28 protein-coding genes are annotated in these 23,944 nt (G+C 32.4%); 7 read left to right on the top strand and 21 right to left on the bottom strand.

Annotated elements, in window-relative coordinates:
* The first annotated feature begins 82 nt into the window (after positions 1–82).
* From QQM35_RS05090 to QQM35_RS05080, 3 genes are read left to right on the top strand one after another with little or no spacing between them, the layout of a single operon-like run.
* Complete coding sequence (locus QQM35_RS05090) at positions 83–784, top strand: hypothetical protein (protein WP_251943332.1); 702 nt, start codon at positions 83–85, stop codon at positions 782–784.
* 5 nt (positions 785–789) lie between these two features.
* Positions 790–1,254, top strand: a complete 465-nt coding sequence (locus QQM35_RS05085) for a YaiI/YqxD family protein (protein ID WP_251518891.1) — start codon at positions 790–792, stop codon at positions 1,252–1,254.
* 2 nt (positions 1,255–1,256) lie between these two features.
* Complete coding sequence (locus tag QQM35_RS05080) at positions 1,257–1,823, top strand: TIGR00730 family Rossman fold protein (RefSeq protein ID WP_251518885.1); 567 nt, start codon at positions 1,257–1,259, stop codon at positions 1,821–1,823.
* Positions 1,824–1,896: 73 nt separating this feature from the next.
* On the opposite strand, the gene QQM35_RS05075 is transcribed toward QQM35_RS05080, so the two are convergent.
* The 4 genes from QQM35_RS05075 to QQM35_RS05060 form a co-directional block, all read right to left on the bottom strand.
* Positions 1,897–2,448: a GNAT family N-acetyltransferase gene (locus tag QQM35_RS05075; RefSeq protein ID WP_342610570.1), complete on the bottom strand. Its 552-nt coding sequence runs from the start codon at positions 2,446–2,448 to the stop codon at positions 1,897–1,899.
* A 95-nt stretch (positions 2,449–2,543) separates the two neighbouring features.
* Complete coding sequence (locus tag QQM35_RS05070; protein ID WP_251518882.1) at positions 2,544–2,840, bottom strand: hypothetical protein; 297 nt, start codon at positions 2,838–2,840, stop codon at positions 2,544–2,546.
* A 281-nt stretch (positions 2,841–3,121) separates the two neighbouring features.
* Positions 3,122–3,334 (bottom strand): SA0632 family lipoprotein, encoded by a 213-nt coding sequence (locus tag QQM35_RS05065; RefSeq protein WP_251518880.1) that lies wholly within the window; start codon positions 3,332–3,334, stop codon positions 3,122–3,124.
* Positions 3,335–3,378: 44 nt separating this feature from the next.
* Positions 3,379–3,846, bottom strand: coding sequence for a GNAT family N-acetyltransferase (locus QQM35_RS05060; protein WP_251518878.1), 468 nt, complete (start codon positions 3,844–3,846; stop codon positions 3,379–3,381).
* A gap of 97 nt (positions 3,847–3,943) precedes the next feature.
* Here QQM35_RS05060 and QQM35_RS05055 point away from each other — a divergent pair, with 97 nt between their 5' ends.
* Complete coding sequence (locus tag QQM35_RS05055; protein ID WP_251518876.1) at positions 3,944–4,627, top strand: DUF1129 family protein; 684 nt, start codon at positions 3,944–3,946, stop codon at positions 4,625–4,627.
* A 65-nt stretch (positions 4,628–4,692) separates the two neighbouring features.
* On the opposite strand, the gene QQM35_RS05050 is transcribed toward QQM35_RS05055, so the two are convergent.
* From QQM35_RS05050 to QQM35_RS05030, 5 genes are all read right to left on the bottom strand, one after another.
* The gene (locus QQM35_RS05050; protein ID WP_342610569.1) at positions 4,693–5,856 is read right to left on the bottom strand and encodes an MFS transporter; all 1,164 of its coding nucleotides are present in this window, start codon (positions 5,854–5,856) and stop codon (positions 4,693–4,695) included.
* 269 nt (positions 5,857–6,125) lie between these two features.
* Positions 6,126–6,614, bottom strand: a complete 489-nt coding sequence (locus QQM35_RS05045; RefSeq protein ID WP_342610568.1) for a DUF456 domain-containing protein — start codon at positions 6,612–6,614, stop codon at positions 6,126–6,128.
* Positions 6,615–6,616: 2 nt separating this feature from the next.
* A complete protein-coding gene (locus tag QQM35_RS05040; protein ID WP_251518872.1) occupies positions 6,617–7,825 on the bottom strand; it encodes a sugar efflux transporter in 1,209 nt (402 codons plus the stop codon).
* 85 nt (positions 7,826–7,910) lie between these two features.
* On the bottom strand, positions 7,911–8,768 hold the full coding sequence (locus QQM35_RS05035) for a LysR family transcriptional regulator (RefSeq protein WP_251518870.1): 858 nt from the start codon (positions 8,766–8,768) through the stop codon (positions 7,911–7,913).
* Between the two features lie 239 nt (positions 8,769–9,007).
* Positions 9,008–9,598, bottom strand: a complete 591-nt coding sequence (locus QQM35_RS05030; protein WP_251518868.1) for a DUF402 domain-containing protein — start codon at positions 9,596–9,598, stop codon at positions 9,008–9,010.
* Between the two features lie 213 nt (positions 9,599–9,811).
* Here QQM35_RS05030 and QQM35_RS05025 point away from each other — a divergent pair, with 213 nt between their 5' ends.
* Positions 9,812–10,924: a 5-methyltetrahydropteroyltriglutamate--homocysteine S-methyltransferase gene (locus QQM35_RS05025; protein WP_251518866.1), complete on the top strand. Its 1,113-nt coding sequence runs from the start codon at positions 9,812–9,814 to the stop codon at positions 10,922–10,924.
* A 71-nt stretch (positions 10,925–10,995) separates the two neighbouring features.
* On the opposite strand, the gene QQM35_RS05020 is transcribed toward QQM35_RS05025, so the two are convergent.
* The 3 genes from QQM35_RS05020 to QQM35_RS05010 all read right to left on the bottom strand — a co-directional run bounded on the left by QQM35_RS05020 (position 10,996) and on the right by QQM35_RS05010 (position 13,001).
* Complete coding sequence (locus QQM35_RS05020; RefSeq protein ID WP_251518864.1) at positions 10,996–11,496, bottom strand: cupin domain-containing protein; 501 nt, start codon at positions 11,494–11,496, stop codon at positions 10,996–10,998.
* A 1-nt stretch (position 11,497) separates the two neighbouring features.
* Positions 11,498–12,214: a YebC/PmpR family DNA-binding transcriptional regulator gene (locus QQM35_RS05015; RefSeq protein ID WP_251518862.1), complete on the bottom strand. Its 717-nt coding sequence runs from the start codon at positions 12,212–12,214 to the stop codon at positions 11,498–11,500.
* A 133-nt stretch (positions 12,215–12,347) separates the two neighbouring features.
* Complete coding sequence (locus QQM35_RS05010; RefSeq protein ID WP_251518860.1) at positions 12,348–13,001, bottom strand: Bax inhibitor-1/YccA family protein; 654 nt, start codon at positions 12,999–13,001, stop codon at positions 12,348–12,350.
* Positions 13,002–13,401: 400 nt separating this feature from the next.
* On the opposite strand from QQM35_RS05010, the gene QQM35_RS05005 reads away from it, so the two are divergent.
* Complete coding sequence (locus tag QQM35_RS05005; protein WP_251518858.1) at positions 13,402–14,232, top strand: LysM peptidoglycan-binding domain-containing protein; 831 nt, start codon at positions 13,402–13,404, stop codon at positions 14,230–14,232.
* A 393-nt stretch (positions 14,233–14,625) separates the two neighbouring features.
* Here the strand turns inward: QQM35_RS05005 and QQM35_RS05000 are convergent, their stop codons facing one another.
* The 5 genes from QQM35_RS05000 to QQM35_RS04980 all read right to left on the bottom strand — a co-directional run bounded on the left by QQM35_RS05000 (position 14,626) and on the right by QQM35_RS04980 (position 19,501).
* On the bottom strand, positions 14,626–15,630 hold the full coding sequence (locus QQM35_RS05000) for an inorganic phosphate transporter (RefSeq protein ID WP_251518857.1): 1,005 nt from the start codon (positions 15,628–15,630) through the stop codon (positions 14,626–14,628).
* Between the two features lie 13 nt (positions 15,631–15,643).
* Complete coding sequence (locus QQM35_RS04995; RefSeq protein ID WP_251518856.1) at positions 15,644–16,261, bottom strand: DUF47 domain-containing protein; 618 nt, start codon at positions 16,259–16,261, stop codon at positions 15,644–15,646.
* Positions 16,262–16,865: 604 nt separating this feature from the next.
* Positions 16,866–17,900 carry a sensor histidine kinase gene (locus tag QQM35_RS04990; RefSeq protein ID WP_251518855.1) on the bottom strand — a complete coding sequence of 345 codons (1,035 nt, stop codon included), beginning with the start codon at positions 17,898–17,900 and terminating at the stop codon, positions 16,866–16,868.
* Entirely contained in the window at positions 17,893–18,567 is a 675-nt protein-coding gene (locus tag QQM35_RS04985; RefSeq protein WP_251518854.1) for a response regulator transcription factor, read from the bottom strand. The genes QQM35_RS04990 and QQM35_RS04985 overlap by 8 nt, the downstream gene beginning before the upstream one ends.
* A 16-nt stretch (positions 18,568–18,583) precedes the next feature.
* Entirely contained in the window at positions 18,584–19,501 is a 918-nt protein-coding gene (locus QQM35_RS04980; protein WP_251518853.1) for a 3-beta hydroxysteroid dehydrogenase, read from the bottom strand.
* 118 nt (positions 19,502–19,619) lie between these two features.
* Between QQM35_RS04980 and QQM35_RS04975 the strand changes: the two genes are divergently transcribed.
* Positions 19,620–20,126: a GNAT family N-acetyltransferase gene (locus QQM35_RS04975; RefSeq protein ID WP_251518852.1), complete on the top strand. Its 507-nt coding sequence runs from the start codon at positions 19,620–19,622 to the stop codon at positions 20,124–20,126.
* A 98-nt stretch (positions 20,127–20,224) separates the two neighbouring features.
* Here QQM35_RS04975 and QQM35_RS04970 read toward each other — a convergent pair whose 3' ends face one another.
* The 4 genes from QQM35_RS04970 to dhaM form a co-directional block, all read right to left on the bottom strand.
* Entirely contained in the window at positions 20,225–21,256 is a 1,032-nt protein-coding gene (locus tag QQM35_RS04970; protein ID WP_251518851.1) for an alpha/beta hydrolase, read from the bottom strand.
* Between the two features lie 193 nt (positions 21,257–21,449).
* Positions 21,450–22,517: a YkvI family membrane protein gene (locus QQM35_RS04965; protein WP_251518849.1), complete on the bottom strand. Its 1,068-nt coding sequence runs from the start codon at positions 22,515–22,517 to the stop codon at positions 21,450–21,452.
* A gap of 417 nt (positions 22,518–22,934) precedes the next feature.
* Positions 22,935–23,435, bottom strand: coding sequence for a hypothetical protein (locus QQM35_RS04960; RefSeq protein WP_251518847.1), 501 nt, complete (start codon positions 23,433–23,435; stop codon positions 22,935–22,937).
* 146 nt (positions 23,436–23,581) lie between these two features.
* Positions 23,582–23,944: a dihydroxyacetone kinase phosphoryl donor subunit DhaM gene (gene dhaM, locus QQM35_RS04955; protein WP_251518845.1), complete on the bottom strand. Its 363-nt coding sequence runs from the start codon at positions 23,942–23,944 to the stop codon at positions 23,582–23,584.

Here is a 23,944-nt window from a genome sequence, read left to right as displayed (position 1 = left end):
CATAACAGATGTGATTATCGTTTATTTTCATGTATCATAGGGTAATAAGAATATAGTATATTATGATATGGAGGCAACGTGTATGGACAAAAAGCAATTAATTAAAACAACCGTCAGAGTTTTACCTATATTTTTAGTACCGTTAGTTGTTGAGCGTAAACGTATTAAAGACCACCCTGACGTTAAAAAGGCAAGCGAAAAAACTGTCGATGCATCTAAAGTAGTAGCAGACAAATCAGTACAGTTTAAAGATAAAGTCGTAGAAAAATCTTCAAATACTAAAGATTATGTGGCTGAAAAACGTAATGATAGAAAGCAAAAACGTGAACTCAAGCGTATTGCTAAAGAGCATGACCCTGCTTACATTGAGAAAAAAGGCGAAAAATTAGAAAAAGAAAACCGTAAAGAAGCCAATAAATTAGATAAAATTCTTCAAAAAAATATTGATAAACGCCACAAAGAAGAAGATAAATTAAGAGAAAAAAATAAAAAACAACGCATCAAAGATATGAAAAAATCTAATAAGCATATGAAAGAAGTTGGCTTAACACCTGGTAAACTTGACGATGATACACAAGAAAAAGGTGAACAATTAGAAAAAGAAAATCGTAAAGAAACGAACAAACTCAACAAAAAGCTTCAAAAAAATATCGAAAAGCGCCATAAAAAAGAAGAAAAAGCTCAACAAAAAAACAAAAAATCACGTTTATCTGAATTTAAAAACTTCAAAAATAAAAATTCAAAAAGCGTTGTTAAACAAAACAATGACGACCAAGGTAAATAATTAAAATGACAAACGTAATTATTGACGGAGATGCTTGTCCTGTTGTTGATTCAGTGATTGAATTGACACAAGGCACAGGCATCTCTGTACTTATCATGAGAAGTTTTAGTCATTTTTCAACAAAAATAGACCCATCACATGTTCAAACGATTTATGTCGATGATGGACCTGACGCTGTAGATTACAAAATAGTACAACGCGCACGTACTGAAGATATTGTTATAACCCAAGATTACGGCTTAGCAAGTTTATTATTAAATCAAGTTTATATTGTGATGCACCATAAAGGTGAAATTTACACACCTCAAACTATAGATACTTTATTAGAACAACGTCACGCCAGTGCTCAATTTAGAAAAAGTGGTGGTCATACTAAGGGGCCTTCCCCTTTCACAAAGGAAGACAGAGCTATTTTTGAACAAAAATTTTCTACAATCATTCAAACATTAACTGCATCTGAGGAGGATTAACATTGAAAAGAATCGCTGTATATTGTGGAGCTAGTAAAGGTAAAGACGAAATTTATATGAAAGAAGCGTATCAACTTGGAAAGCAATTAGCTTTAGCCGATTATGAACTCGTATTTGGTGCAGGTTCAGTCGGTATTATGGGTGCGATTCAAGATGGAGTATTAGATCATGGAGGTAAAGCAATCGGCGTGATGCCACGTATGCTAGATGAACGTGAAATTACAAGCACGAAATTAAGCGAATTAATTTTAGTAGATTCCATGCATGAACGTAAACATAAAATGGCTGAACTAGCTGACGCTTTCGTTATGGCCCCAGGTGGTGCAGGTTCCCTAGAAGAATTTTTCGAAATGTATAGTTGGGCACAAATAGGTATCCATCAAAAGCCAATCGCAATTTATAATATTAATCAATTCTTTAACCCATTAAATACACTAATCCAACATATGATAAGCGAAGGATTTATCGATCAAAAATATGAAAATCTTGCACCACTCTGCGATACGACAGAGCAATTATTTGAAGTATTGCAAAACTTTAAACCATTAGGTGTTAGAACATACGATTAACTCAAGCACGAACAAAGCTACTGGAATAAAAACATATTCCAGTAGCTTTTTTATTATATATCCCTGTACGCTTTTAATGTAATAAACTTAAGTCTCTGTAATACCTCACACACTCACTTAAATGATGATGTGGACTCACTTCAGGATCTTTAAAGTGATCATAAATTTTCATCCCAATTTTTTCCATCACTTTTCTCGAAGCAGCATTTGATACAGTCGTAAAAGCATAAAGTTCATTAATCCCCTTTGAACGCGCATATTTTAAGACCGCTTCGGCACCTTCAGTTGCTAGACCATTGCCCCATACTTCTGGTATTAAACGCCAACCAATTTCGTAAAATGGTAACTCTTTAAACGTATATTTCGTTTTCTCCGTTACATAATTTAAACCGATAAAACCTAACCATGCACCTGTTTCTTTTAATTCCACGGCAAACAGACCGATGCCAATTTCCTCAAGTACTTTGGCCATATTTTTCATGTCATTTTTTGAACGTTGATAACTTAACAGACTGGAAAAATGCCTTCTTACTTGTGGGTTCGCATTCATCTCTTGGAATAACTTTAAATCCTCATCTTGCCAGTCTCTTAGTAGTAATCTATCAGTTTCAATATAAACAGTCATCCCATCACACCTCTTACTGGTTATGTAAAATTCTATACAAAAGTAACGCGTTATGAGTAAATCATAGCGCGTTACACTTGTCCGTTATCTTTAAATTAAGATTTTGTCATATAGCTAATTAATTTAACATTTACAGCAATTTCAGTTAAACGGTTTCTTTCACGTTTAGGTGCAGTGAAAGTTGCATCGATAAAATCATGTTGATGATTTAAACGATAAGTAGCTACAAATGTATCTGTATCTGATTCAAAATTAGGCAAATGTGCAACGACACGTTTAATTTCGCCTGTAGAATCTTTGATTTGTCTTCCTGTAATGTTCTCTATTTCTCTACCTAATTCAGGTAATGTTAGTGAACGACCTTCTAACATTCTAAAGTCTTGTTCATGCATAATAGTTACCTCTCTCTCTTTGAAAGCTAATTTAATATTATTGAAAAGTGCTCCAATATTTCATAATAAAATTCACAAGTTTAATATGTTCTCATTTGGAAAATGATTATTATTTGTATCGATACCCTTTAAATTAGTGATTAAAACGCAATCTTCATTTCCTAGGAAATATTATACCATATGGCATAAATTTTATTAAATAACGCTTCAATTTATAAGTTATAAAACACTACATAATTTAATAGTAGATTTTCGTCATCATAACACTTTTACAGCTATTATTATGAGTCAGCATTTACTTCTTTCTCTAGGTCTTTTGATTTTTTCTTTAACTCTTTATTTTCTTTATCTAACTGATCTTTTTGTTTTTTTAACTTTTTATTTTTGTCTTCGTACTTTTTAATATTATTCTTCAAGTCTTCTTTTTCTTGACTCTTACCACACCCGCTTAATACGATTGTCGCAGCTAAGAACAATGTGACATATTTCTTCATTTAGGTACTCCTTTATATAACGATATAATAACTTAATTTTATCATTATTTCCTATCGTCTTCACTATTTATAGTTAAATCTTTAACCATATGCACTTTTTCAATTTTGTAGCCCCTCTCTCTATTCATTTGTTTCATCATTTCATTATTATTTTGGACCGTCGTTTCTATACGTTTTACATTTATAGAAAAAGCCTTCTTTTCGAGAGCGTTCTTAAGACTTGTAGCAATACCTTTACCACGATAATCTTCATCAACATATAACATCTCAATTTTCATTGTGTTCGTTTCTTTTAAAATGCGTCCCCAAATAAATCCAATGATTTGATTACCTTGAACTTCTGCAAACACGATATCCGTTTTATATCGTAAGCCACGAGCAAGAGATTCTTCTCTCAAACCAACAGAAAAATCACTATGTTGGTAATCGTGATATTGTTTATCCAATTGTTGTTCATGTTGTAATGCGATTTGTTTAATAAAATTATGTTGGTCTTCACGAATGCTTTCCATCTGCTACACCTCACAAAATATTAAGTTGATTTATAATACATTTTTCTTCATAATAAGCTTTACCAAAGACTTTACTAAAAGGAATGCAAAATCTAAAATGAAATCTACTGAAGCCCTAATGCGTGAAAATAATGTAAAAGCTTTGAGATTAAACAATACAGATAGAGAAACCTTTGAAAATTATATGACCTATGTACGCGCTGATTTAAGTGTGAACCCACATGATTCTGAAAAGATGCTAAACCGTATTCTAAAGCAACTACTTAAGGCCGATGAAGAAGGCACACTCGCTATGGACTATTTTGATTGTGATCCGAAAGCACATGCAAAAAATGAATTGAAGAAATTACCGAACGAAACGATACAAAATATTTTCAAATATATTTTTAGACATTTCATTTTATTTTTCGGTATTTTTTGTTTTATGAAAGGATTTATAGGTTTTTTCATCGGTGAAAAACGATTATATATCTTTACTTTCTTAGTCACTCTAGTTATCGGCATCTTTATTATCTTTTTATTCGTGTGGATGTTATTCCGAACCATCCAACTACATTGTTTTGGCAAATCCCAATGGGTTTGGATTTTAACATATTGTACTATTTTATTATTACTTGCTGCTATGTTTTATGTCTTTTTCATACCTCAATCTTATCTCGCATTTGGTCCTTATGTTCGAATTGGTAATTGGACATTTATTATATTATCTTTCATTATTATACCAATTGCCTTTTACATTAATCATCACTTTATAGATAGTGATTCAAACACAACACTTTAATCAAAAATATAAAATCAGCTAACCACGATTTATTCGGGTTAGCTGATTTTTGTTAATATATTAATTTACGTTGCGAAACGTCCCTCTTTACGTTCTACTTTTATGCTAATGAATAAAAAGATTAAACCAATAAATGTTAATATCGGTGCAATTAATGTTAGTGATGCTAAAGGTAAATTTGTAACAACAACGCCACCAATAAACGCCCCTAAAGCATTACCTAAATTAAATGCAGATTGATTTAAAGTACTCGCTAATGTAGGTGCATCTTGAGAGATTAATGTACTCTTGAATTGTAATGATGGACTCATACTAAATCCAATTAATCCAAAGAAGAAAATACCTGCTACCATAAGGAATCCATTCATTTGGATAAAGTACAATAAGATAAAGTAAAGTATAAACACAATAAAGATACTTTTAAGTGAACGGTTAAGATCTTTATCCGCAAGCTTACCTCCTACTACATTGCCTAACGTTACCCCTACACCGAAAATAATTAATAGATAAGATATTAGATTTTCATGAACATGAGAAACATCAGTTAATACGGATGAAATATAAGTGAAAAATGCAAATACACTACTAAATCCAAATAATGTCACTGCTAACGTTAGCCATAATTGCTTTTCTTTTAATATTTTTAATTCACTGATAACAGATGATTGCACAGTTTGTTTTTGATTCGGAACAACAAATAAAATACCAAACCAAGCTACAATTCCAATAAAAGCAATAATTACAAAAGTCATCTTCCAACCGAAATTTTGACCAATCAGTGTGCCAAATGGTACACCAAATATATTACTTAAACTTAATCCCATAAACATTAACGCCATTGCACTGGCACGTTTTTCAGGTTTCACCATACTTGCTGCTAAAATAGAACCGATACCAAAGAAAGAACCATGTGCCAATGAAGTAATGATGCGTCCCACCATCATTAATGGATAATTAGGACTTAATGAAACTGCAAAGTTACCCAAAATGAAAATAATCATTAAAGCTAATAAGAGTAACTTTCGATTCCATTTAATTGTCAACATCACTAGTATTGGACCACCTATAGCTACACCTAATGCATAACCCGTAATCAATTGTCCAGCTTGACTCACAGTTACATCAAAATCTCTTGCTACATTAGGTAATAAACCCATAATTACAAATTCTGACATCCCAATTGCAAATGCTCCAATAGCTAGTATCCAAATAGCAAATGGATATTTCATACTACATTCCCTCCTATTTCTTTTTTACATGTGTGAGATTATACTAAAAAATGATTGCAGAATACAAGTATACAAGAACAATTTCTTTTATTTTTTTACAAATTTCTAGAGTATTAATCATTTGTAAGTCGCAATTAATTAAAAGCAATGTACAAAGCGACAATAAAAAACACCCCAAAAGATTGATTTAACCTTTTGAGGCGTCTTTATCATTTAATGAATGACCTAAATGTTTTCTCTATTCGATTCATTTTATGCATAAATGGTATTTAGTTGATAAGTAATGCATCAATAAAGAACCAAACTACCATGATAAACATGATGATGGCTTGTGCAATTGAACTCGCTAAGAATGCTACAATTGAACCATAACTTGCCTTTAAAGCTCTTGATACATCTTGCTGTTGCATGAATTCAACAATAAATACTGCAATAAATGGGAAGATGATAATGCCGAATGGTGGTAATAAGAAACACCCGATAATGACACCGATTAAAGCAGCGTATTCACTCATTTTTGAACCACCAAATTTATTAACGAAATATTTATTCATTAAGAAATCTGCTACTATGATAAATAATGTAAACAATACCATCGAGACGTAGAAGACCCATGATAAATTACCAGTTTGGAATCCAAATTGATAAATCAAGAACCCAATCCATAATACGAGCACTGAAGGAATAATCGGTTTCGTTAGACCTACAAATGCTAAAATAAATGCCACTATAATTAAAATCCACAATATAGCTGCCATTTTTAATTCCTACCTTCTGTTGTAAATTTTTGTTCTTTCGTAAAGAACATGAGTATCATTCCTAAAAATAACGATGAAGCTGAAACAAAGAAAACGTTTCCTAGTCCAACCCATTGTCCCATAATACCACCTAATAAATTCCCACATAACTGACCGATGACCATAGCGTTTGCAAATAATGTGGACGCATAACCAGGGAAATCAGGTAAGATATCTTGGAAGTAGCTAATACCTAGCCCTAATAATATCGCTAAAAATGCAGCTAAAAATAATTGACCGATGACCATCATCATGAAACTATCAAAAACACCAATGCTAAAGAAGAACATGCCTCCTAATAAGCCAGCCACCATCAGTAAGGTGCGCGTCTCAAATTTAGCAGCAATGATTCCTAAGATTACCATAAATGGGACCTCGAGACCTGCACATAAACTTGCTAATATTGATACATAACTCTCAGGTTCCTTTAAATACTTTGTTACGAATAAAGGCATATTTAGTGTATACATCCATTGACCAATATGTAATAAGATAAAAGCGATAAATGGTAAAAATAACCTAATATCTTTAAACATATTAGGTGCTGCAACTTCTACCTGATTCGTGTCAGCAACATTATGTTCAACCTTCACGTCTTTAAAGAAGAAGATTTGGAGTACAAGTGTAAATAAAATAACAGAAACTGTACCACCAAATAATCCTGCATAACCGTTGATTTGCAGTAATAAACTACCTACAAGTGGGCCAAATAAAAATCCAAAAGAAAACATTGACCGGAGTACAGTATTAGCAAATTTAGCTCTATCTCGTGATGTAGATGCATTGATCGCCTCACGCGCCGAAGCATACATTTGAGGCATAGCAGGTGCAAAGCATCCTTGTAATATTGCATAAACTACAATAAATATCCATATTTCATGTATATAAAAATAAATTGAAAAACTCAATGCCCCCATAAATAAGGCGGTAATAATAATTAACTTTCTACTGATTTGATATGTATCTGAAAAACGAGCTACAATCGTATTCATCGTAAATTGACTAATCGCAGCCAACGCGAGTAATAGACCAAATTGTGATGTAGTCATTCCTAAATCATTTGTTGCAAATAATACGAGGTAAGGTACAGTAATCGCAATCCCCATTCCTAATAGCATCATATTTACAACAAATAATTTGTAGTTCTTTATATGTAATAATGCTCGAAACATCTTATTCCCTCTATTCTTTATCAAATATATATCGGGTCAAATAAACCATAATACTTAAAATAATTCGCATCGAAAATCTACATGATTAATTCACGTATTCCATCATTAAATTAATAAATGAATCAACTTGAGGGAGTTGTAACATACTCGCATCATAACTTAAAAAGGTTGATCGAATTAGTGGATTATTTTCTATATCGACACGTTTAAATTCAAATTGATCACGGTCTAAATTTTTCATCATAATTTCAGGTAATATTGTTGCACCGACACCATTTAACAACATTTCCTTACATGTAGCAACTTGATCTACTGTAATCATAGCATGATAATCTTTACCAATGTGATACCCGTACCACTCTTTAATTTGATTGATGTACATTGGATCTGCCTGAAATTCAATAAATGGCATTTTATCAACGCTATCATGTCTATGATCTTTTGGATAAATAAAGTAATGTTCATCATTAAATAAATGGGTATTACTTAGGTTCATTATCTTATTTCCTCGGATAATAATGACGTGGTAATCCTTATGATTCGCTTTAATCTGTTCGCTTGAACCAACTTGAACTTGAATTTCTACATTAGGAAATTGACGCGTATACAAATTGAGCACTTCGGGTAACAGTGTTTGCCCTATCAAAGAAGAACAGCCAATGGAGATTGTACCATTGACTTCACCAATGTGAGCTTGCATTTTATCGAAGAATAAACGTTCACGATTTAACATATCTTTCGCATGTTCAATAATCATGGCACCTTCAGTTGTAGTGATGAGCTGCTTTTTAGTTCGAATAAAAATATCCACACCGAAAGCATGTTCAATAGCTTTTAACCTTTGTGTTACAGCAGGTTGTGAAATATATAAAAATTCTGCCGCTTTTCTTAATGTTTTTGTTTCGTCTAAAGTCGTCAATAAGCGATAATCCTCAATCTTCATATAGTCCTCCTCATTTCAACCACAATTTCGCACACCTTTGAAAGGATTGAAATTGCACACACAAAACATATTCGTAGATGTCTTTATAAGTTACTTCATTTCCTATAAATAAATTTGGGACAGATACAAGATTGATTACAAAGCGACAAATAATGTTTCATACGATACCACATTTTAACTTCTCTCACTTTTGTAATATTTCTATAAAGTTAACTATCCCTCTTAAAAATTAGCAAGCGTTATTTTTTATGCTGCTTTTTATTTTTATACTTTTTAGATTTGTGATGCTTTTGTTTTTGTCTTTGTTTAATCTTATAAAAACAATACATAATTTTTTCTTGTAATGATTCAAAATCTTCATCAATTTTGATCATAATTTGATGTGCAATAATATACGCTTCGTGATATTGTTTTTTCGATATTTGCCCATTGTCTAGTGCACGTTGTAAATCGTCTTCGTCTACCAATTCATACTCTCCGCTCGGTAACACGAGTACATCTAAACATAAATCAATTGTTCGGGCATTGCCACGTTGAGTGACATTTTTAATATTAATGTCAAAATAATATTCTAATGGATTACCTTTGTCATCTAACATCACAGTGATACTATAACGCTTCTTTTCAGGTAATATTTGTAGCCATTGGTAATTGTCATCAGCAACGATTATCTCTTTCCCTGCTACCGTAACTTCCAATGGCTCACGTACCTTTTTCATCGTTACAAGACCAATAATACCTTTATATTTATTATTACTTACTTTCACTTCGGTATATTCTCGATCAATAATGCGACGCCAGTGACGTTTATCAATATACTTTACTTTCACTGCCACCCACTCCTTGTCATTATTATATAAAACTCAATTGTTCATGTCATCCTAAGATGTATAAATATGAAAACAATCTTTATATCCAGAAAATTCAATTATGTACATTGTACTATATTTCATTACATAAAAGTAAATTGACAAACTTTTGGAATTCTGATAACTTTTATTTATATTTTTTCAGAAAATTCAATCAATAAGGTGCGTGAACAAATGACAGTACAAAACAGGCCATTTAGAGCAGATCATGTCGGTAGCTTATTACGACCTGCGCGTTTAAAAGAAGCACGAGATGCTTTTCGACAACATCATATTACACAAGCAGAATTAACTCAGATTGAGGATGAAGAAATTGAACGAATCATTGAAAAACAAATAGAAATAGGATTACATAGTGTGACTGACGGAGAATTTAGAAGAAGTTGGTGGCACTTTGACTTTTTGGAGCATTTAGAAGGTGTAGAAGGCTATTACACAGATCGTGGTTTGCAATTCCAAGGTGTAGAAACACGAAATTATAATGTGAAAATCGTCGATAAAGTTAAATTTAACCCTGACCATCCACACTTTGAACACTTTAAATTCCTCTACGATAAAGTAAATGGACGAGCTACAGCAAAGGTCTCTATCCCAAGTCCTAATCAGCTCTTCCATCCTAATATATTAAATGAAGAAATTTATCCAAACATTGAAGATTATGCATCAGATGTGGCACAAGCTTACCATCAAAGTTTATTAAAATTATACGAAATTGGGGCACGTTATATACAATTAGACGACGTTTATTGGGCGAACCTAACTTCAGGTTCACAATTAACACACGGACGCGATCGCAATGAAGATGAAAAAGAAAAAGCGAGACAACTCGCCTACAAAGTAGTCAACGATGCCATTCGTAATTTACCTGATGACCTTTTAATAACGACGCATATTTGTCGCGGTAACTTTAAATCTACTTGGGCCATCACTGGTGGTTACGAACCAATAGCGCCATATTTATTTAAAGAGCAATTAGGTGGTTTCTTTTTAGAGTATGATGATGACCGTTCAGGTGACTTTGAACCTTTACGTTTCTTCCCAGAACATCAATCAACTGTTGTATTAGGCTTATTCACTTCTAAAAAAGGGCAACTTGAAGATAAAAGTACGATATTAAAACGTCTGAAAGAAGCACAACAATACGTGGATCTTAATCAAATTTGTTTAAGTCCTCAATGTGGCTTTGCTTCAACTGAAGAAGGAAATAATTTAACTGAAGAAGAACAATGGAACAAACTTGCATATATTGTTGAAATTGCTGAAGAGGTTTTTGGAACGACACGATAACAGTTGATTTTATAGTATAAAAAAACCACGATGAGATAGGACAAACTTTAATCTCATCGTGGTTTTCTTTATTAAATATTATCTATTTGGGCTTGTGTTAATGCATAGCGCTTACTTATTTTTGAATGTTGACGATAATTTGCATCAAGCCACTCTTTACTTATCATTTCAAAGCTTTCAAATTCAAATCCAGGTTGACACATACACCCTACTAGAGCATATTCTCCCTTTCCTTCTATTGAAGAAGCAAAAATTGTTCCTTTAGGGACTACATATTGTAAGACATCTCCGGATTCAATATTTGGTCCTATTGATACCTGTTGATATTGACCATCCTCAAAAATCATATGAACGGTCAAACTATCGCCTGAATGGTAATACCAAATTTCATCTGAATCAATACGATGAAAATGCGAAATATCTTCCTGAGTAATTAAAAAGTAAATACTTGTATAGGGTGAACGTTGAATTTTATTGTCATAAGGTGCCTTTATTACTTCTCTGTAATAACCACCTTCGGGATGTGGTTGAAGTTGAAGTTTATGAATCCATTGTTTTATGTCTTCATTCATATTATTTCAAATCCACATTATGAAAGACGTTTTGAACATCTTCAAGATCTTCTAAAGCATCAATTAAACCTTCAAATGTCTCTTGATTGTCAGCTGATAATTCAACATCACTTTGAGGTAACATTTCAAATTCAGCTACTTTGAAATCTTCTACTCCATTTTCTTTCAATGTATCTTGAACTTGAGCAAATTGATCCGGTTCTGCGTATACGATTGTTAAACCATCTTCGTCAATAACATCTCGCACATCTATATCTGCTTCCATTAATAGTTCTAAAGTGTCGTCGGCAGATTTTCCTTCGAAACCAAATACAGCTGTATGGTCAAACATATAGGCAACTGACCCAGAAACACCCATGTTACCACCATTTTTACCGAATGCAGAACGAACATCTGATGCTGTGCGATTCACATTATTTGTCAATGCATCAACGATAATCATTGATCCGTTAGGACCGAAACCTTCATATCTTAAATGATCATAACTTTCTTCGCCGCCGCCCTTAGCTTTTTCAATCGCTCTATCAATAATATGATTAGGGACTGAATAAGTTTTCGCACGTTCTAAAGTTAAACGTAACGTTTGGTTAGATTCTGGGTTAGGTTCCCCAGATTTTGCTGCGACATATATTTCTTTACCGAACTTCGCATAAATTCGGCTCGTATTTTTATCTTTTTGGGCTTTCTTTTCTTTAATGTTATTCCATTTTCTACCCATAATTTCATCTCACTTTCTCGATAACAACTAATCATTACACGCTATATTATACATGATATTTTTATTTCGGTGAAATTGAAAAATCTTATACAATTTCAAAAGTTAAGCAATGTATTCTTCAATTTTATCTATTTTACTTTCTCACTCTGTCCGCTAAATATAATACATCTTTAATGATATTGAGTAAGTTAATGAATAAATTGAAGCCCATTTCTCTTGGTTTAAAATGGCCTCTTTTCATACGGTTAAAGTCATAAATCGTATATAGTAAAAACAGTAATAACCCTACAACCGTAATGATTGTATGGAATATTGAATTATGGATAAATATACCAACTAAACTTGCCACAATGAGTGCTATAAAGGTTACAAACAAGTATTTACCCATACCTGCAGCATTATCTATTAAGAAATAACCAATCAGACCAAATGCTATAAATGCTGCAATAGCTAAAATAACGTTTTTATAAAAAACATCTGTACCTAAACTTTGTAAATAATAAGTGAAAGTCGCGTATGACAATAAACCAATAACTATTGCATAAATGTGAGAAATAATTAAACCATACTTACGTGCACGGTTTACGAAAGTAGTTATCAATACTAATACGAGTAAACCAATTGAAAGTGGTTGTCTCCATTGCATTGGTAAAAATTGTCCTAAATAACAACCAATACCAAAGATAAGCCAATAGTAAATAAAGAATAACCATACTTTGCCATAAGCATTAGACTGAGCTTTTGACTTCTGATGAGTATGTGTTGCATTGTGTGCTGTTTTAGACAATAGTTTTTCCTCCTGTATCGCTTTTTATTTCAAATCTCTAATATGATTGACTAATGATTATTTTATCATAATCTTCCTTATCATTTAGTTCAATTAAAAATACATTTAATGCCCCAAATAGCGATTTTTTTATATTTCATTACCTTTTGAAATATTACAAAATCATAAAGTCAAATAAAAAAGTTTAAAAAATAACACCTCTCAAAACCTTTTATACCAGTAATTCAAACAATTGAAAGAAATATGTTGAAAATATTAACAATGTTACATCTCTATAACAATAAACACAGGCTAAATAAATTTTGTTATTATTGAACGTGAATTTAGATTCAAAAAACATTTACATATATTTGATTCATTTATAACGATAAAATATATAGGAATCAGAGGAGGAGTTCTTTTGAAAAAGTTAGCTTTTGCAGTTACGGCTGCTTCGGGTGCGGCAGCATTTTTAGCCAACCACGAAGCTGATGCATCTACGCAACACACGGTTAAGTCTGGCGAGTCACTTTGGACATTATCACAAAAATATGGTGTTTCTGTTGACGAAATCAAAAAGAATAACGATATCAAAAATAACATGGTGTTCCCGGGACAAGTCATTGAAATCAGTGGTGGTTCATCACAAGAACAAGGTAACAATTCAAACTCAAGCCATTCCGTTCAATCTGAATCATCTAATGGTTCAACACATACAGTAAAAGCTGGTGAGTCTTTAAATATTATCGCGAATAAATATGGCGTATCAGCTCAAGAAATTATTTCAGCAAATAACTTAAACGGTTATTTAATTCACCCTAACCAAACACTAACAATTCCTACAGAAAAAGGAACTGGTGGATCAGGTTCAGGTGGTACTGCATCTCAAACTGGTAACACAAGTACACAATCACATGCCAACGATTCAAACCTTTATACATGGGGACAATGTACTTGGCACGTATTCAACCGTAGAAAAGAAACAGGTCAACCTATCAGTACTTATTGGTGGAACGCTGATCACTGGGCAAACAATGCTGCAGCTGATGGTTACACAGTAAATCATAGAGCAACAGCTGGTTCAATTTTACAAACATATTCAGGCGCTGTTGGTCACGTTGCATACGTAGAACGCGTTAACCCTGATGGTAGTCTTTTAATTTCAGAAATGAACTATAATACACCACCAGGCGTTGTTGACTACCGTACAATCCCAGCTTCACAAGTATCAAGTTATAACTACATTCATTAATAATAGTTTATAAAATAAATCCGAGACATTAATGTATTGGTTTATATTAAAACGATGATTTCTATTGAAACAGTAGGAATCATCGTTTTTTATGTATTAGCCTTTAAATACCTTCACGTTTCTTAATTATTTAATACCTGTAAGTGACTTTGCGCTGTAACTTAACCTTTAGCTCATGGCTTATATCAATATTCCCCTATTCAAGCGTTATAAAGAAATATAATTAACCCAACAAAGAAAATTGAGTTGAAAGCCATGTGTTAAGTTGAATATTAATGAATGATAGATCTAGGACTTTTACAATAAATCTTTCGTATGCAGGTGCATATACAACCATAATAAAAAGAGGTTAAGCCATTTCAGTGACTTAACCTCTTTTTTTTATATTAATACTTACAAAAAAATGTTGATAATTAGGTATGTGATTGCTGCGACAAGTGCAGAGATAGGTAATGTAATAACCCATGTAATAACCATACGTTTTGCTGTATTCCATTTAACACCTTTCACACGGTTAGATGAACCTACACCTAAAATAGCTGAAGAAACAGCGTGTGTAGTTGATAATGGGAAATGTAATGATGATGCAACAAAGATTGTTAATGCTGAAGCTAAATCTGCTGATGCACCATTAGCTGGACGTATTTTCATGATGTTACCACCAACAGTTTTGATGATTTTCCAACCACCTACTGCTGTACCTAGACCCATTGCTGCCGCACAGGCAATTTTAACCCATAATTGAGGTTCTACACTACCTGTTTGTACATGCGCAACGATTAACGCTAATGTAATTATACCCATTGATTTCTGAGCATCGTTTGTACCATGTGAGAATGATTGTAACGCTGCTGTGAAAATTTGGAAAAATCTAAAGTTACGATTCGCTTTGGAAAGGTTAGCGTTTTTAAATATTACTTTAACAAGTGAATAAATGATAAAACCTACGCAAAATGCAATTAATGGTGATAATAATAGAACTATGATAATTTTAGTAAACCCTTGATAATGTAATACTGCAAATGAACCTTGAGATGCAATCGCTGCACCAGCAATAGATCCGATTAATGCGTGTGATGATGAACTTGGTATACCAAAATACCATGTTAATAAGTTCCAAAAAATTGCTGCTATAATTGCTGCTAAAACAACTATCAAACCATTTTCAAGCTTGAATGGATTGACGATATCTTTAGTAATCGTACCAGCGACACCTGTGAAAGTAAGTGCCCCTAAGAAGTTCATAACAGCTGCTAATAATATTGCAAGTCTTGGTGTTAATGCACGTGTAGAAACAGCAGTCGCTACCGCATTAGCAGTATCATGGAACCCGTTGATAAAGTCAAATACAAGTGAAAAAATTACGATAGCTATTGTGATGATCAAAATATATTCCATAACTTAGGACTCCTTAGCTATTTTTCATAATAATTGTTTCAAAGTTATTTGCTACTGTTTGACATCTATCAGCAATTTCTTCTAAACTTTCATAAATATCTTTTATTTTGATTAAAGTCATTGGATCTGTTTCACTGTTAAATATATGTTTGATTGATTGACGTAAAATGCCGTCACAGTTTGTTTCAAATTCTTTAATATTGATTGAATGAATACGCATATGTGATAATTTCTTATCTACGAGTAATCCAACTGCTAATTTCATTTCGCCAACAGCTTTTTGAATATTTTCAACAAATTCAGCCATATATTCGTCTGTATACTCAATTGAATACATTTCGAACATAGCTGATGTTTCTTCCATTGCGTCTAATACATCATCAATGGCATTACACAATGAGAGGATATCCTCACGTTCGATTGGTGTGATAAATGTTTGGTTTAAATCAGAAATCACTTGATGCATTAATTCGTCACCATGTGATTCGTAATTCTTTATGTTATCTGAGTACGCCTTTAAATCTAAATGCGTGTTAAAATCCATCTTACCAAATTCATTTGCTGCTCGATCTAAGTTGAAGACCATTTCTTCGAGTTGCACCATGAACTTATCTTTTTTCTTATTAAACATTCAAAAAATCCTCCATTTACAGCGACTGTTTCCAATCACTTTCAATTTAATTTTAAAAATTTAAAATCTTTAGGATAAAAAATTCAAGGTGAACAATCCAACTTTTCTTGTGAGTAAATATAATTTTTTATGTAAAAGTGAGAACCGTTACTTTGTTACCTCAAAATTGAATTATCCTTAATTGAAAATAGCACAAAATTTACATTTCCACAATTAAATTTACAAATTCTTAACAATAGGTATTAATTGCCTTAATACTTTTATGCATGTCATGGTGTGCCTAATACAAATCCAACAATACATATGCAAGTTACATTCATTTTCTTAACCATCTAAAAACATCGTTACACATTTATTATATGTGTTCAAATGATATAACAATAGTTAAATTATTATGCGCGCCATCTATCAATTTATAAATACATCTTTATTACAGTTTATTTTGTACTTTTCATAAACTTTGTAGTAATCAAATATTATGATAAAAGCACATATGTTTCAGCCCAATTCGTTATCCATATGTGCATTGCCTTCGTTGTTTAGAGCAAAAAATAACCTGAGACATTTCGTTTGTCTCAGGTTATTATTCTTACGTAAATTATACTTATCTCGTACCAGGATTGGATAATCTATTAATGATTTCATTTTGATTTGGAAAGTTGAAGGTAACAGAAGTGCCTTCATTTTCTCTAGAAGCTATTTTTACTGCAATACCTAAGTTGTCTTTGACGGTCTTCACTAAATATAACCCTATACCAGAAGAAGTTGTTTCATTTCGATATCGTGTAGATGTAAATCCTTTGTTATAAATACGTGGTAAATCTTTCGCACTTATGCCTCTACCTTCGTCTTTAATATTTAAAGTAACGTGACCGTCCTCTATAAAGGTCTTTACATAAATCGAACTATTTTCACTATATTTAATCGCATTTGATAATATTTGTCTAATCATCATACGACACCATTTCGTATCTGTATAAACTTGATAATCATCTTTGAAGTCTACTTCAAAGGCGATACCTTTGGATTGGCTAATATTGCGCGTTAATTGTATTTCTTCGATAATTAGCGATTTTAAAGGTACATTTTCAAAATACATATCATTATTTTGAGATTCTAATTTAGTTAAATACAATTGACGATCTAACATTTCATTAATTCGAGACCATTCGAAGAGCAAGGCTTTACGTCTTTCAGGATCTTCTTCCTTTTGTAACATAATATTAAGTGCCGTCACTGGCGTTTTAATATCATGGACGAAATCAGTCAATGAAGCAGAAGTTGCGCTAATTTGTTGTTGTTGTTTTGTAACTAATCTCTTTTGTTTCGTAATTTGATAGAAAAGATAGTTTACCATGAGCTTTTGGAAAGGTGTGTCAGCTAAAGACTTATGTTTCAGTTCCTCGGGTTCTAAATTTTTCTCTAAATGTTTATAAAATTTGATTTCTTTTACGAACGTAAATATAAAGAAGAAAATTGATAATATGAAATTTAATACAATAATATAGATTATACTTCCTAAACTGATATCATAATCTATATATGCCACACCAAGGAAGATTAAATGAATAAAAATAATCCATAAAATCCAGTTTAACCTTGAACCAATAAAGATCATTGCCCATTTATAACTACTCATGTGCCATGTATCCTTTACCGATTTTAGTTTCTATAGCATCTTGCATATCAATTTCTTCTAATTTTTTTCTCATTCGATTCACATTTACAGTTAACGTATTGTCACTGACAAACGCCTCATCATCCCATAAGGCAGTAATGAGCGTATCGCGCGTAACAATTTGGCCTTGTTTCTTTACGAGCATTTCTAAGATAATCATTTCTGTTTTAGATAGAACCACTTGAACATCGTCTTTATTGATACTATCTTTAGATAAATCTAACGTAGCTTCTTGCCAAGTGAGTACACGTTTATCGTCTACACTAAATTGATATACTCGGCGATATATCGCCTGTAACTTTGCAATGAGTATACTCGTATTGAAAGGTTTCTGGACATAATCATCTGCGCCCAATTCCATACTCATCACTTGGTCCATCGGATTATCTCTTGAAGATAAAAATAATATCGGTGTGTTTGAAATGGCTCTGATTTTACGTGTCCAGTAAAATCCGTCAAACTTAGGCAGTTTCACATCCATAATCACGATAGAAGGTTGAAGCGTTTCAAATGTCTCTAGCACCGTACTAAAATCTTCTATGCCATGTACCTCGAAATCCCATTGTTCTAACTCATTACTTAATTCATTGAATAATGTCATATCATCTTCCACTAACAAAATATCCATACCTATCACAACTCCATTATTTGGTATATTTGATTTCTTCGCCTGATTGTATTCGCCCATTATAGTGTTTAATTCGACAATCGATTTCAAATCCACGCATCATTAAATTTTGGAATGGGGATTGCACAAGGTAAAATATTGGCCACGTTAGCTTCGGAATATAATCAAATAAGTGAACCATCACCTTCTGGGAATCTTTCAACTTTCTAAATTCCAATTTCCCTTGCTTTTTAAGGTTAGGTTTTACTAAACTGCCACCGACGAGATGTAGCGTAATGATATCGTCTTCGGTATAGCTTTTATTTAAAATCAATAAAGGTTTATGCTTGTCTTTTAAATATACGATATAATTATTATCTTCGTAATCTGTATGTAAGAGTGTTCCATTTGTGGAATTTAACCAATCGAAGTAATAATTAACTAAATGCTTGAGTGTCCAATTCATAGGTAATTGCATGCTTTGGGCACTACGTACATCGTCATATTTAGAACCTTGAATCTCAACTGATACATGTGGACGAGGCACCGCAGTTTTAGTTGTCTCTACAGTAGCTCCATAAACAGACAAACGCTCAATTGTTTCTAAATCGAAACGCCCTCCACTGATGTAGATAATCTTACTAACACCTTGTTTTACAGCAGCACGACCAAAGTTATCTGCTGCAATTAAGTTTAAATCACGTGCACTCGCATGCGTTAATTTGGCTGAATGTTTCGTTGGATCCAAATAAAATATTGCAATGTCAATATTCTGCATAGCTTCAACAACATGATTGTAGTTGAATATATCTTTCTTCAACCATGTTATATCCTGAATCTCTTCCTCTTTCGGATATTTAGACATCGTATAAAGGTTAGTACCTTCTTTAATCGATTGAATTAACGTCTTACCAATTGAACCTGTCACACCTGATAATAAAATATTTGGTTTCATCGTCAAACTCCCTTATTAAAAACTGAACCACTCCAAAATTATAAAAAAACAAATATGCGAATTATCATAAATTGTGGTACGATTAATTATAAGTACAATAGATTAAGGAGTGGCATAAATGGTTCATCAAATTCGTGAAATTAGTATTAAAGATATAGATGACTTTGTAAATTTATTAACAACTATATATGATGAATCCGATTATTTAATGTATAGCCCTGGTGAATACTCACCTTCTACGACAGACGCTATTAATAATTTAGAGCATTTCATTACTTCACCTACAAATGCAATCTTTGTAGCTGAAAGTAACCAGGAACTGGTAGGTTTTGCTACAGTCACTACTAAAAAATTAGAACGTGTGAAACATGAAGCGCACTTCTCTATGGGTGTTATTAAACGTCATCAATCTCAAGGATTAGGACAATCGTTAATCAACTCTGTTGAAGCTTGGTGTGTTAATCATGAAATTCACCGTATAGAAGTCATCATTGTCCCTGAAAATGCATCTGCATTGGATTTATTTAAATCATCGAATTATCAAATTGAAGGCGAACTTCGAGATAAGTTATATATTAATGGTCAATATTATAACCAATACGTCCTCTCCAAGTTATTATTATAATCTACTTTAATTTTCTATTATATTTCTAACTATTTCCATTCTAATACGAAACAATGAAAAGAGCCAAATAACTACATCGTTATTTGACTCCTTTTTTATTAATATGGATTTAATTCAACATTATTTGGATTATTGCTTGATGTTTTCAACTCAGTTTCTACCCCAGATGCGTTCGTATTTCTACTTAAAAATTTCAGTACATCTTTCATGTTCTGTTGTGATTCAGGTAATTCCATATGAAATTGATATTGATGTTTCAAATGATGTGATCCATCATAGAATAATTTATCCACCGGCACATCTTTAGATTTTAACTTTTTATAAAATGCTGTATTTTGACTATAAAATGGGTCAGCATCCCCTACAGATAAAAATGTTGGTGGATAATCTTTAGTCACTTGATTAATCGTTGACATTTCACTGATATATTTAAATTGTCGCTCCCAATCTCGTACGCCTGTATAACTTTCCATAAAGCGTTGGATGCGTGGAAATTCCGTGGCCTTAACTGTCTTCATATCATAGAAACCACCGAAAAGAATGACTGATTTAATTTGATCTGGTTTAAATTGTTGTTTAAAATTCATTTTATTTCTAAGTGACTTATTTGTCTGGATTGCTGTATATTGACTTGATAATTGTGCACCGGCAGAGTCCCCTCCAAACACGACTTGGTCAAAATCAATCGGTAATTCATGTTTATTTGATTTTATAAACCTAACCGCACGATCAATTTGATTAAGTTGCGTCGGATATTTGTAATCTGGGGCTAAAGCGTAGTTTATATTTACTACGATATAACCTTGTTCAGCAATTTTAGAAAGCAACGGGTTTTTATATTGTTTATCACCTGCAATATAACCTCCCCCGTGCATCCAAAATATGACAGGTAATTTATTATTTTCATCTAGTTCAGTTGGCGTTAATATATCTAATTTACTATTCGGAACGCCTTGACTATATGTGATATTCGTAAACGCTTTAACATTTCTGTTATTTATTTGTACTTTCTCTTTTACCCCTTTAGCATGCTCTCGATCGAAGTGTTGCTTTAAAAATAGGCCGATAACAGCTGCAACAATGAGGAAAATAACTAAAGTGATGACCGTCCATTTATGTTTGTGCTTCATGTGCGCTCGTTCCTTTCTGAAGCATTGTAACATAATTACGAATTACACAATAGTAATAATCTTGAGCTTTTATTTCTTAACTTTAAAAATAAAGAAACTGCACATCTCTATAGTAAAAGCCAACCTAAAAGATTAAATCAATCTTTTTAGGTTGGCTTTGTTTATTAGCGCTTTAATTTAATTTCTAGTTAAATTAAGCAATGTGTTTTTTATTATCATTTTTTCTTAAGTAATACTTAATTAATACTGCTACAACTACGATTAATCCGATAACACCCATTACTGGATATAAGAAGTTGATTAAACCTTTGAATCCTACGAAGCTCAATATAAACCCAACTGCTACCATAATCACAATAAATATATGGTATTTTTTACTGTAAGGTTCTGTAAATCGAGCTGCGAATGAGTACATTAAACCTAAAATCGTATTGTACATAACAGCTAACATAATAATTGATAACGCAATTCCAATCCATGGTTGAATGTGATTAGCAAGTGTCAACATTGGAATTGACGCGTCTTTAACCTTTGGATATTCAGTTTGTAAAGCGAAGTTTATAAGTGCTAATAATACAGTGTATATAATACCACCAAATGCAGCACCTGCACCTGCTACTCTACGTTTTGATGCGTCACCACCAATAGCGACAATCGTACTGAATCCTACTGCAAAGGCTAATCCTCCGTAGTTAATACCTTTCAATATACCTAAAAAGATATTAGGTTGTGGTACTGTTTGGTTTACTTTATTTAATGGAATCGTTCCGTTAAATAAATAGTAAACTGCTATGATGACCACAAAGATAATTAAGAAAGGTGTTACAAGTCCTAGAGCTCTAACAATCTTATCAAAGTCCATTAACAATGTTAGGTAAATTGCAACTGCCATTATTAATGCACCTAACCATGTTGGTAAACCAAAACTTTCTTTAAATGTCGATCCTGCACCGGCAATCATTGTTACGGATATACCGAATAAGAAGAATATCAATAGATAATCGACAATTTTACTAAATAAATCATTAAATAAGTAATTTAAAGTTGATTCGTGGTTTTGGGCATCAAATGCTGTCCCTATCTTAGCAACTTGACGTCCAATAAAACCTAAAATTAAACCAGCTAATAATACACCAATATACGACCATAAGCCAAATGGCGTAAAGAACTGTTTAACTTCTTGTCCTGTTGAAAAGCCAGCACCTACGACGATACCGACATAAGCGAAACCAATTTTTATAGCTTCTTTATTCAACCCCATGTAATAAATAACCTCCTCATAGTTAACACATTGAACAATTATAACGTACTCCTAATTATTTGCAACATAGTTATAATTAAATTTACATTTATAATTTCAAATGACACTCGTTAGAAAACTTTAATAAATATGATATAAAATTCTACACATTTCAAAATTTATAACTATATTTGAGTGATTTAATTGATCAATGCACTTGTTCTATACCACTTCCCACGGTTTTTTAAAGATAAAATAATATAAGTATTGTTACAATATATTAAAAATGTAATAAACCATCCGTATATTATGTAAAATGTAACTATAGTGGTTATGATTCATTTCATATTTTAAATTCAATAAAATTAAAACAAGACGATTCGCTTCTCTAACCGTCTTGTTTTAATATTATTTATTTTTCTAAACAGATTTCAATTATTAGTGAGCATTTTTAATACGATTTAATTCGTTGATATCAACAACGACATTGTCCATACGTTTTGCAGTTTCTTTTAAGACTGTACGTGCTACATTATTTGATGGGTCTAATTTGAGTATTCTTCTAGATATATCAAACGCCTTCTTGTCGCTAATTACAGGCTCAGGTACTGCGTGTAATAGTAACATTTGCAGTAAACTCTTCACTTCTTTGCCGTCAGTTAGTTTTATGGATGATTCAGCATGATAGTAAGCAGAAGTTAATGCACCTTCAATTTCACTTAATGGATATACTAATAATAAGAAGGCTAAGTCATGCATTTCTGCTGTTTCCTCTTCTTTCATCATGTCTAATATACACGTATAAAACATAATGCTTTCCACTTCGTGAGCACTTGAAATATAAGCTTCCTCAAACTCCATAAAATCTGTCTCGGACATTAATCGTTTGACTGACTCAAATTCACCATTTAAGACATGTTTTTTGATTAACTCATGCATGCCAATGTCCTCCTAAGTACCCAGATTTTAATTACATATGATAATTAGTCTTTATTTTATCACATTTCTATATAATCTTCATTCAAATAATGTACTTTCTCAGATATATTTTAAGAAAAAACCAGTCCGTCGCACAACCACAAGCTTTACCCAAATTTTTCATTTAGTTCTTGTTCAACATCATCAATATCTTTTCCAACTGAAAGGTTTACTGCCGCTGTAAAACTGCCTTCAACTATCGGTGCTTTCATCTTTTTAACTTGATGATTCCCTTCATACATTTCTATTGCCATGTCTAAATTCATTTCGGCCGATCCTATATCATAGAAACATAACGCATCATCATCTAGTTCGTTGACAAGTTGCTGTATGTCATCATATGAAGTACCGATACCTTCTTCAGTACCTCCTTGTACAATCACTTCAACATCATTAGCCATTTGATTCAATAAATCTTTAACGCCATTAGCTATGTCCTTACTATGACTGATGATTACTATTTTAGTCAT

It is taken from the genome of Staphylococcus hsinchuensis, from assembly GCF_038789205.1.
GTDB classification, from domain to species: Bacteria; Bacillota; Bacilli; order Staphylococcales; family Staphylococcaceae; genus Staphylococcus; species Staphylococcus hsinchuensis.
This window is presented reverse-complemented; position numbering and strand designations above follow the sequence as displayed.

What these genes read in the sequence shown, in the direction of transcription:
- QQM35_RS04980 (WP_251518853.1), bottom strand. Translation starts at nt 19,501, where the DNA reads ATGAAACCAAATATTTTATTATCAGGTGTGACAGGTTCAATTGGTAAG.
- QQM35_RS04960 (WP_251518847.1), bottom strand. Translation starts at nt 23,435, where the DNA reads ATGCATGAGTTAATCAAAAAACATGTCTTAAATGGTGAATTTGAGTCA.
- QQM35_RS05090 (WP_251943332.1), top strand. Translation starts at nt 83, where the DNA reads ATGGACAAAAAGCAATTAATTAAAACAACCGTCAGAGTTTTACCTATA.
- QQM35_RS04990 (WP_251518855.1), bottom strand. Translation starts at nt 17,900, where the DNA reads ATGAGTAGTTATAAATGGGCAATGATCTTTATTGGTTCAAGGTTAAAC.
- QQM35_RS05055 (WP_251518876.1), top strand. Translation starts at nt 3,944, where the DNA reads ATGAAATCTACTGAAGCCCTAATGCGTGAAAATAATGTAAAAGCTTTG.
- QQM35_RS05070 (WP_251518882.1), bottom strand. Translation starts at nt 2,840, where the DNA reads ATGCATGAACAAGACTTTAGAATGTTAGAAGGTCGTTCACTAACATTA.
- QQM35_RS04975 (WP_251518852.1), top strand. Translation starts at nt 19,620, where the DNA reads ATGGTTCATCAAATTCGTGAAATTAGTATTAAAGATATAGATGACTTT.
- QQM35_RS05085 (WP_251518891.1), top strand. Translation starts at nt 790, where the DNA reads ATGACAAACGTAATTATTGACGGAGATGCTTGTCCTGTTGTTGATTCA.
- QQM35_RS05020 (WP_251518864.1), bottom strand. Translation starts at nt 11,496, where the DNA reads ATGAATGAAGACATAAAACAATGGATTCATAAACTTCAACTTCAACCA.
- QQM35_RS05000 (WP_251518857.1), bottom strand. Translation starts at nt 15,630, where the DNA reads ATGGAATATATTTTGATCATCACAATAGCTATCGTAATTTTTTCACTT.
- QQM35_RS05015 (WP_251518862.1), bottom strand. Translation starts at nt 12,214, where the DNA reads ATGGGTAGAAAATGGAATAACATTAAAGAAAAGAAAGCCCAAAAAGAT.
- QQM35_RS05035 (WP_251518870.1), bottom strand. Translation starts at nt 8,768, where the DNA reads ATGAAGATTGAGGATTATCGCTTATTGACGACTTTAGACGAAACAAAA.
- QQM35_RS05060 (WP_251518878.1), bottom strand. Translation starts at nt 3,846, where the DNA reads ATGGAAAGCATTCGTGAAGACCAACATAATTTTATTAAACAAATCGCA.
- QQM35_RS05045 (WP_342610568.1), bottom strand. Translation starts at nt 6,614, where the DNA reads ATGGCAGCTATATTGTGGATTTTAATTATAGTGGCATTTATTTTAGCA.
- QQM35_RS04995 (WP_251518856.1), bottom strand. Translation starts at nt 16,261, where the DNA reads ATGTTTAATAAGAAAAAAGATAAGTTCATGGTGCAACTCGAAGAAATG.
- dhaM (WP_251518845.1), bottom strand. Translation starts at nt 23,944, where the DNA reads ATGACTAAAATAGTAATCATCAGTCATAGTAAGGACATAGCTAATGGC.
- QQM35_RS04970 (WP_251518851.1), bottom strand. Translation starts at nt 21,256, where the DNA reads ATGAAGCACAAACATAAATGGACGGTCATCACTTTAGTTATTTTCCTC.
- QQM35_RS04965 (WP_251518849.1), bottom strand. Translation starts at nt 22,517, where the DNA reads ATGGGGTTGAATAAAGAAGCTATAAAAATTGGTTTCGCTTATGTCGGT.
- QQM35_RS05025 (WP_251518866.1), top strand. Translation starts at nt 9,812, where the DNA reads ATGACAGTACAAAACAGGCCATTTAGAGCAGATCATGTCGGTAGCTTA.
- QQM35_RS05075 (WP_342610570.1), bottom strand. Translation starts at nt 2,448, where the DNA reads ATGACTGTTTATATTGAAACTGATAGATTACTACTAAGAGACTGGCAA.
- QQM35_RS05050 (WP_342610569.1), bottom strand. Translation starts at nt 5,856, where the DNA reads ATGAAATATCCATTTGCTATTTGGATACTAGCTATTGGAGCATTTGCA.
- QQM35_RS04985 (WP_251518854.1), bottom strand. Translation starts at nt 18,567, where the DNA reads ATGGATATTTTGTTAGTGGAAGATGATATGACATTATTCAATGAATTA.
- QQM35_RS05040 (WP_251518872.1), bottom strand. Translation starts at nt 7,825, where the DNA reads ATGTTTCGAGCATTATTACATATAAAGAACTACAAATTATTTGTTGTA.
- QQM35_RS05065 (WP_251518880.1), bottom strand. Translation starts at nt 3,334, where the DNA reads ATGAAGAAATATGTCACATTGTTCTTAGCTGCGACAATCGTATTAAGC.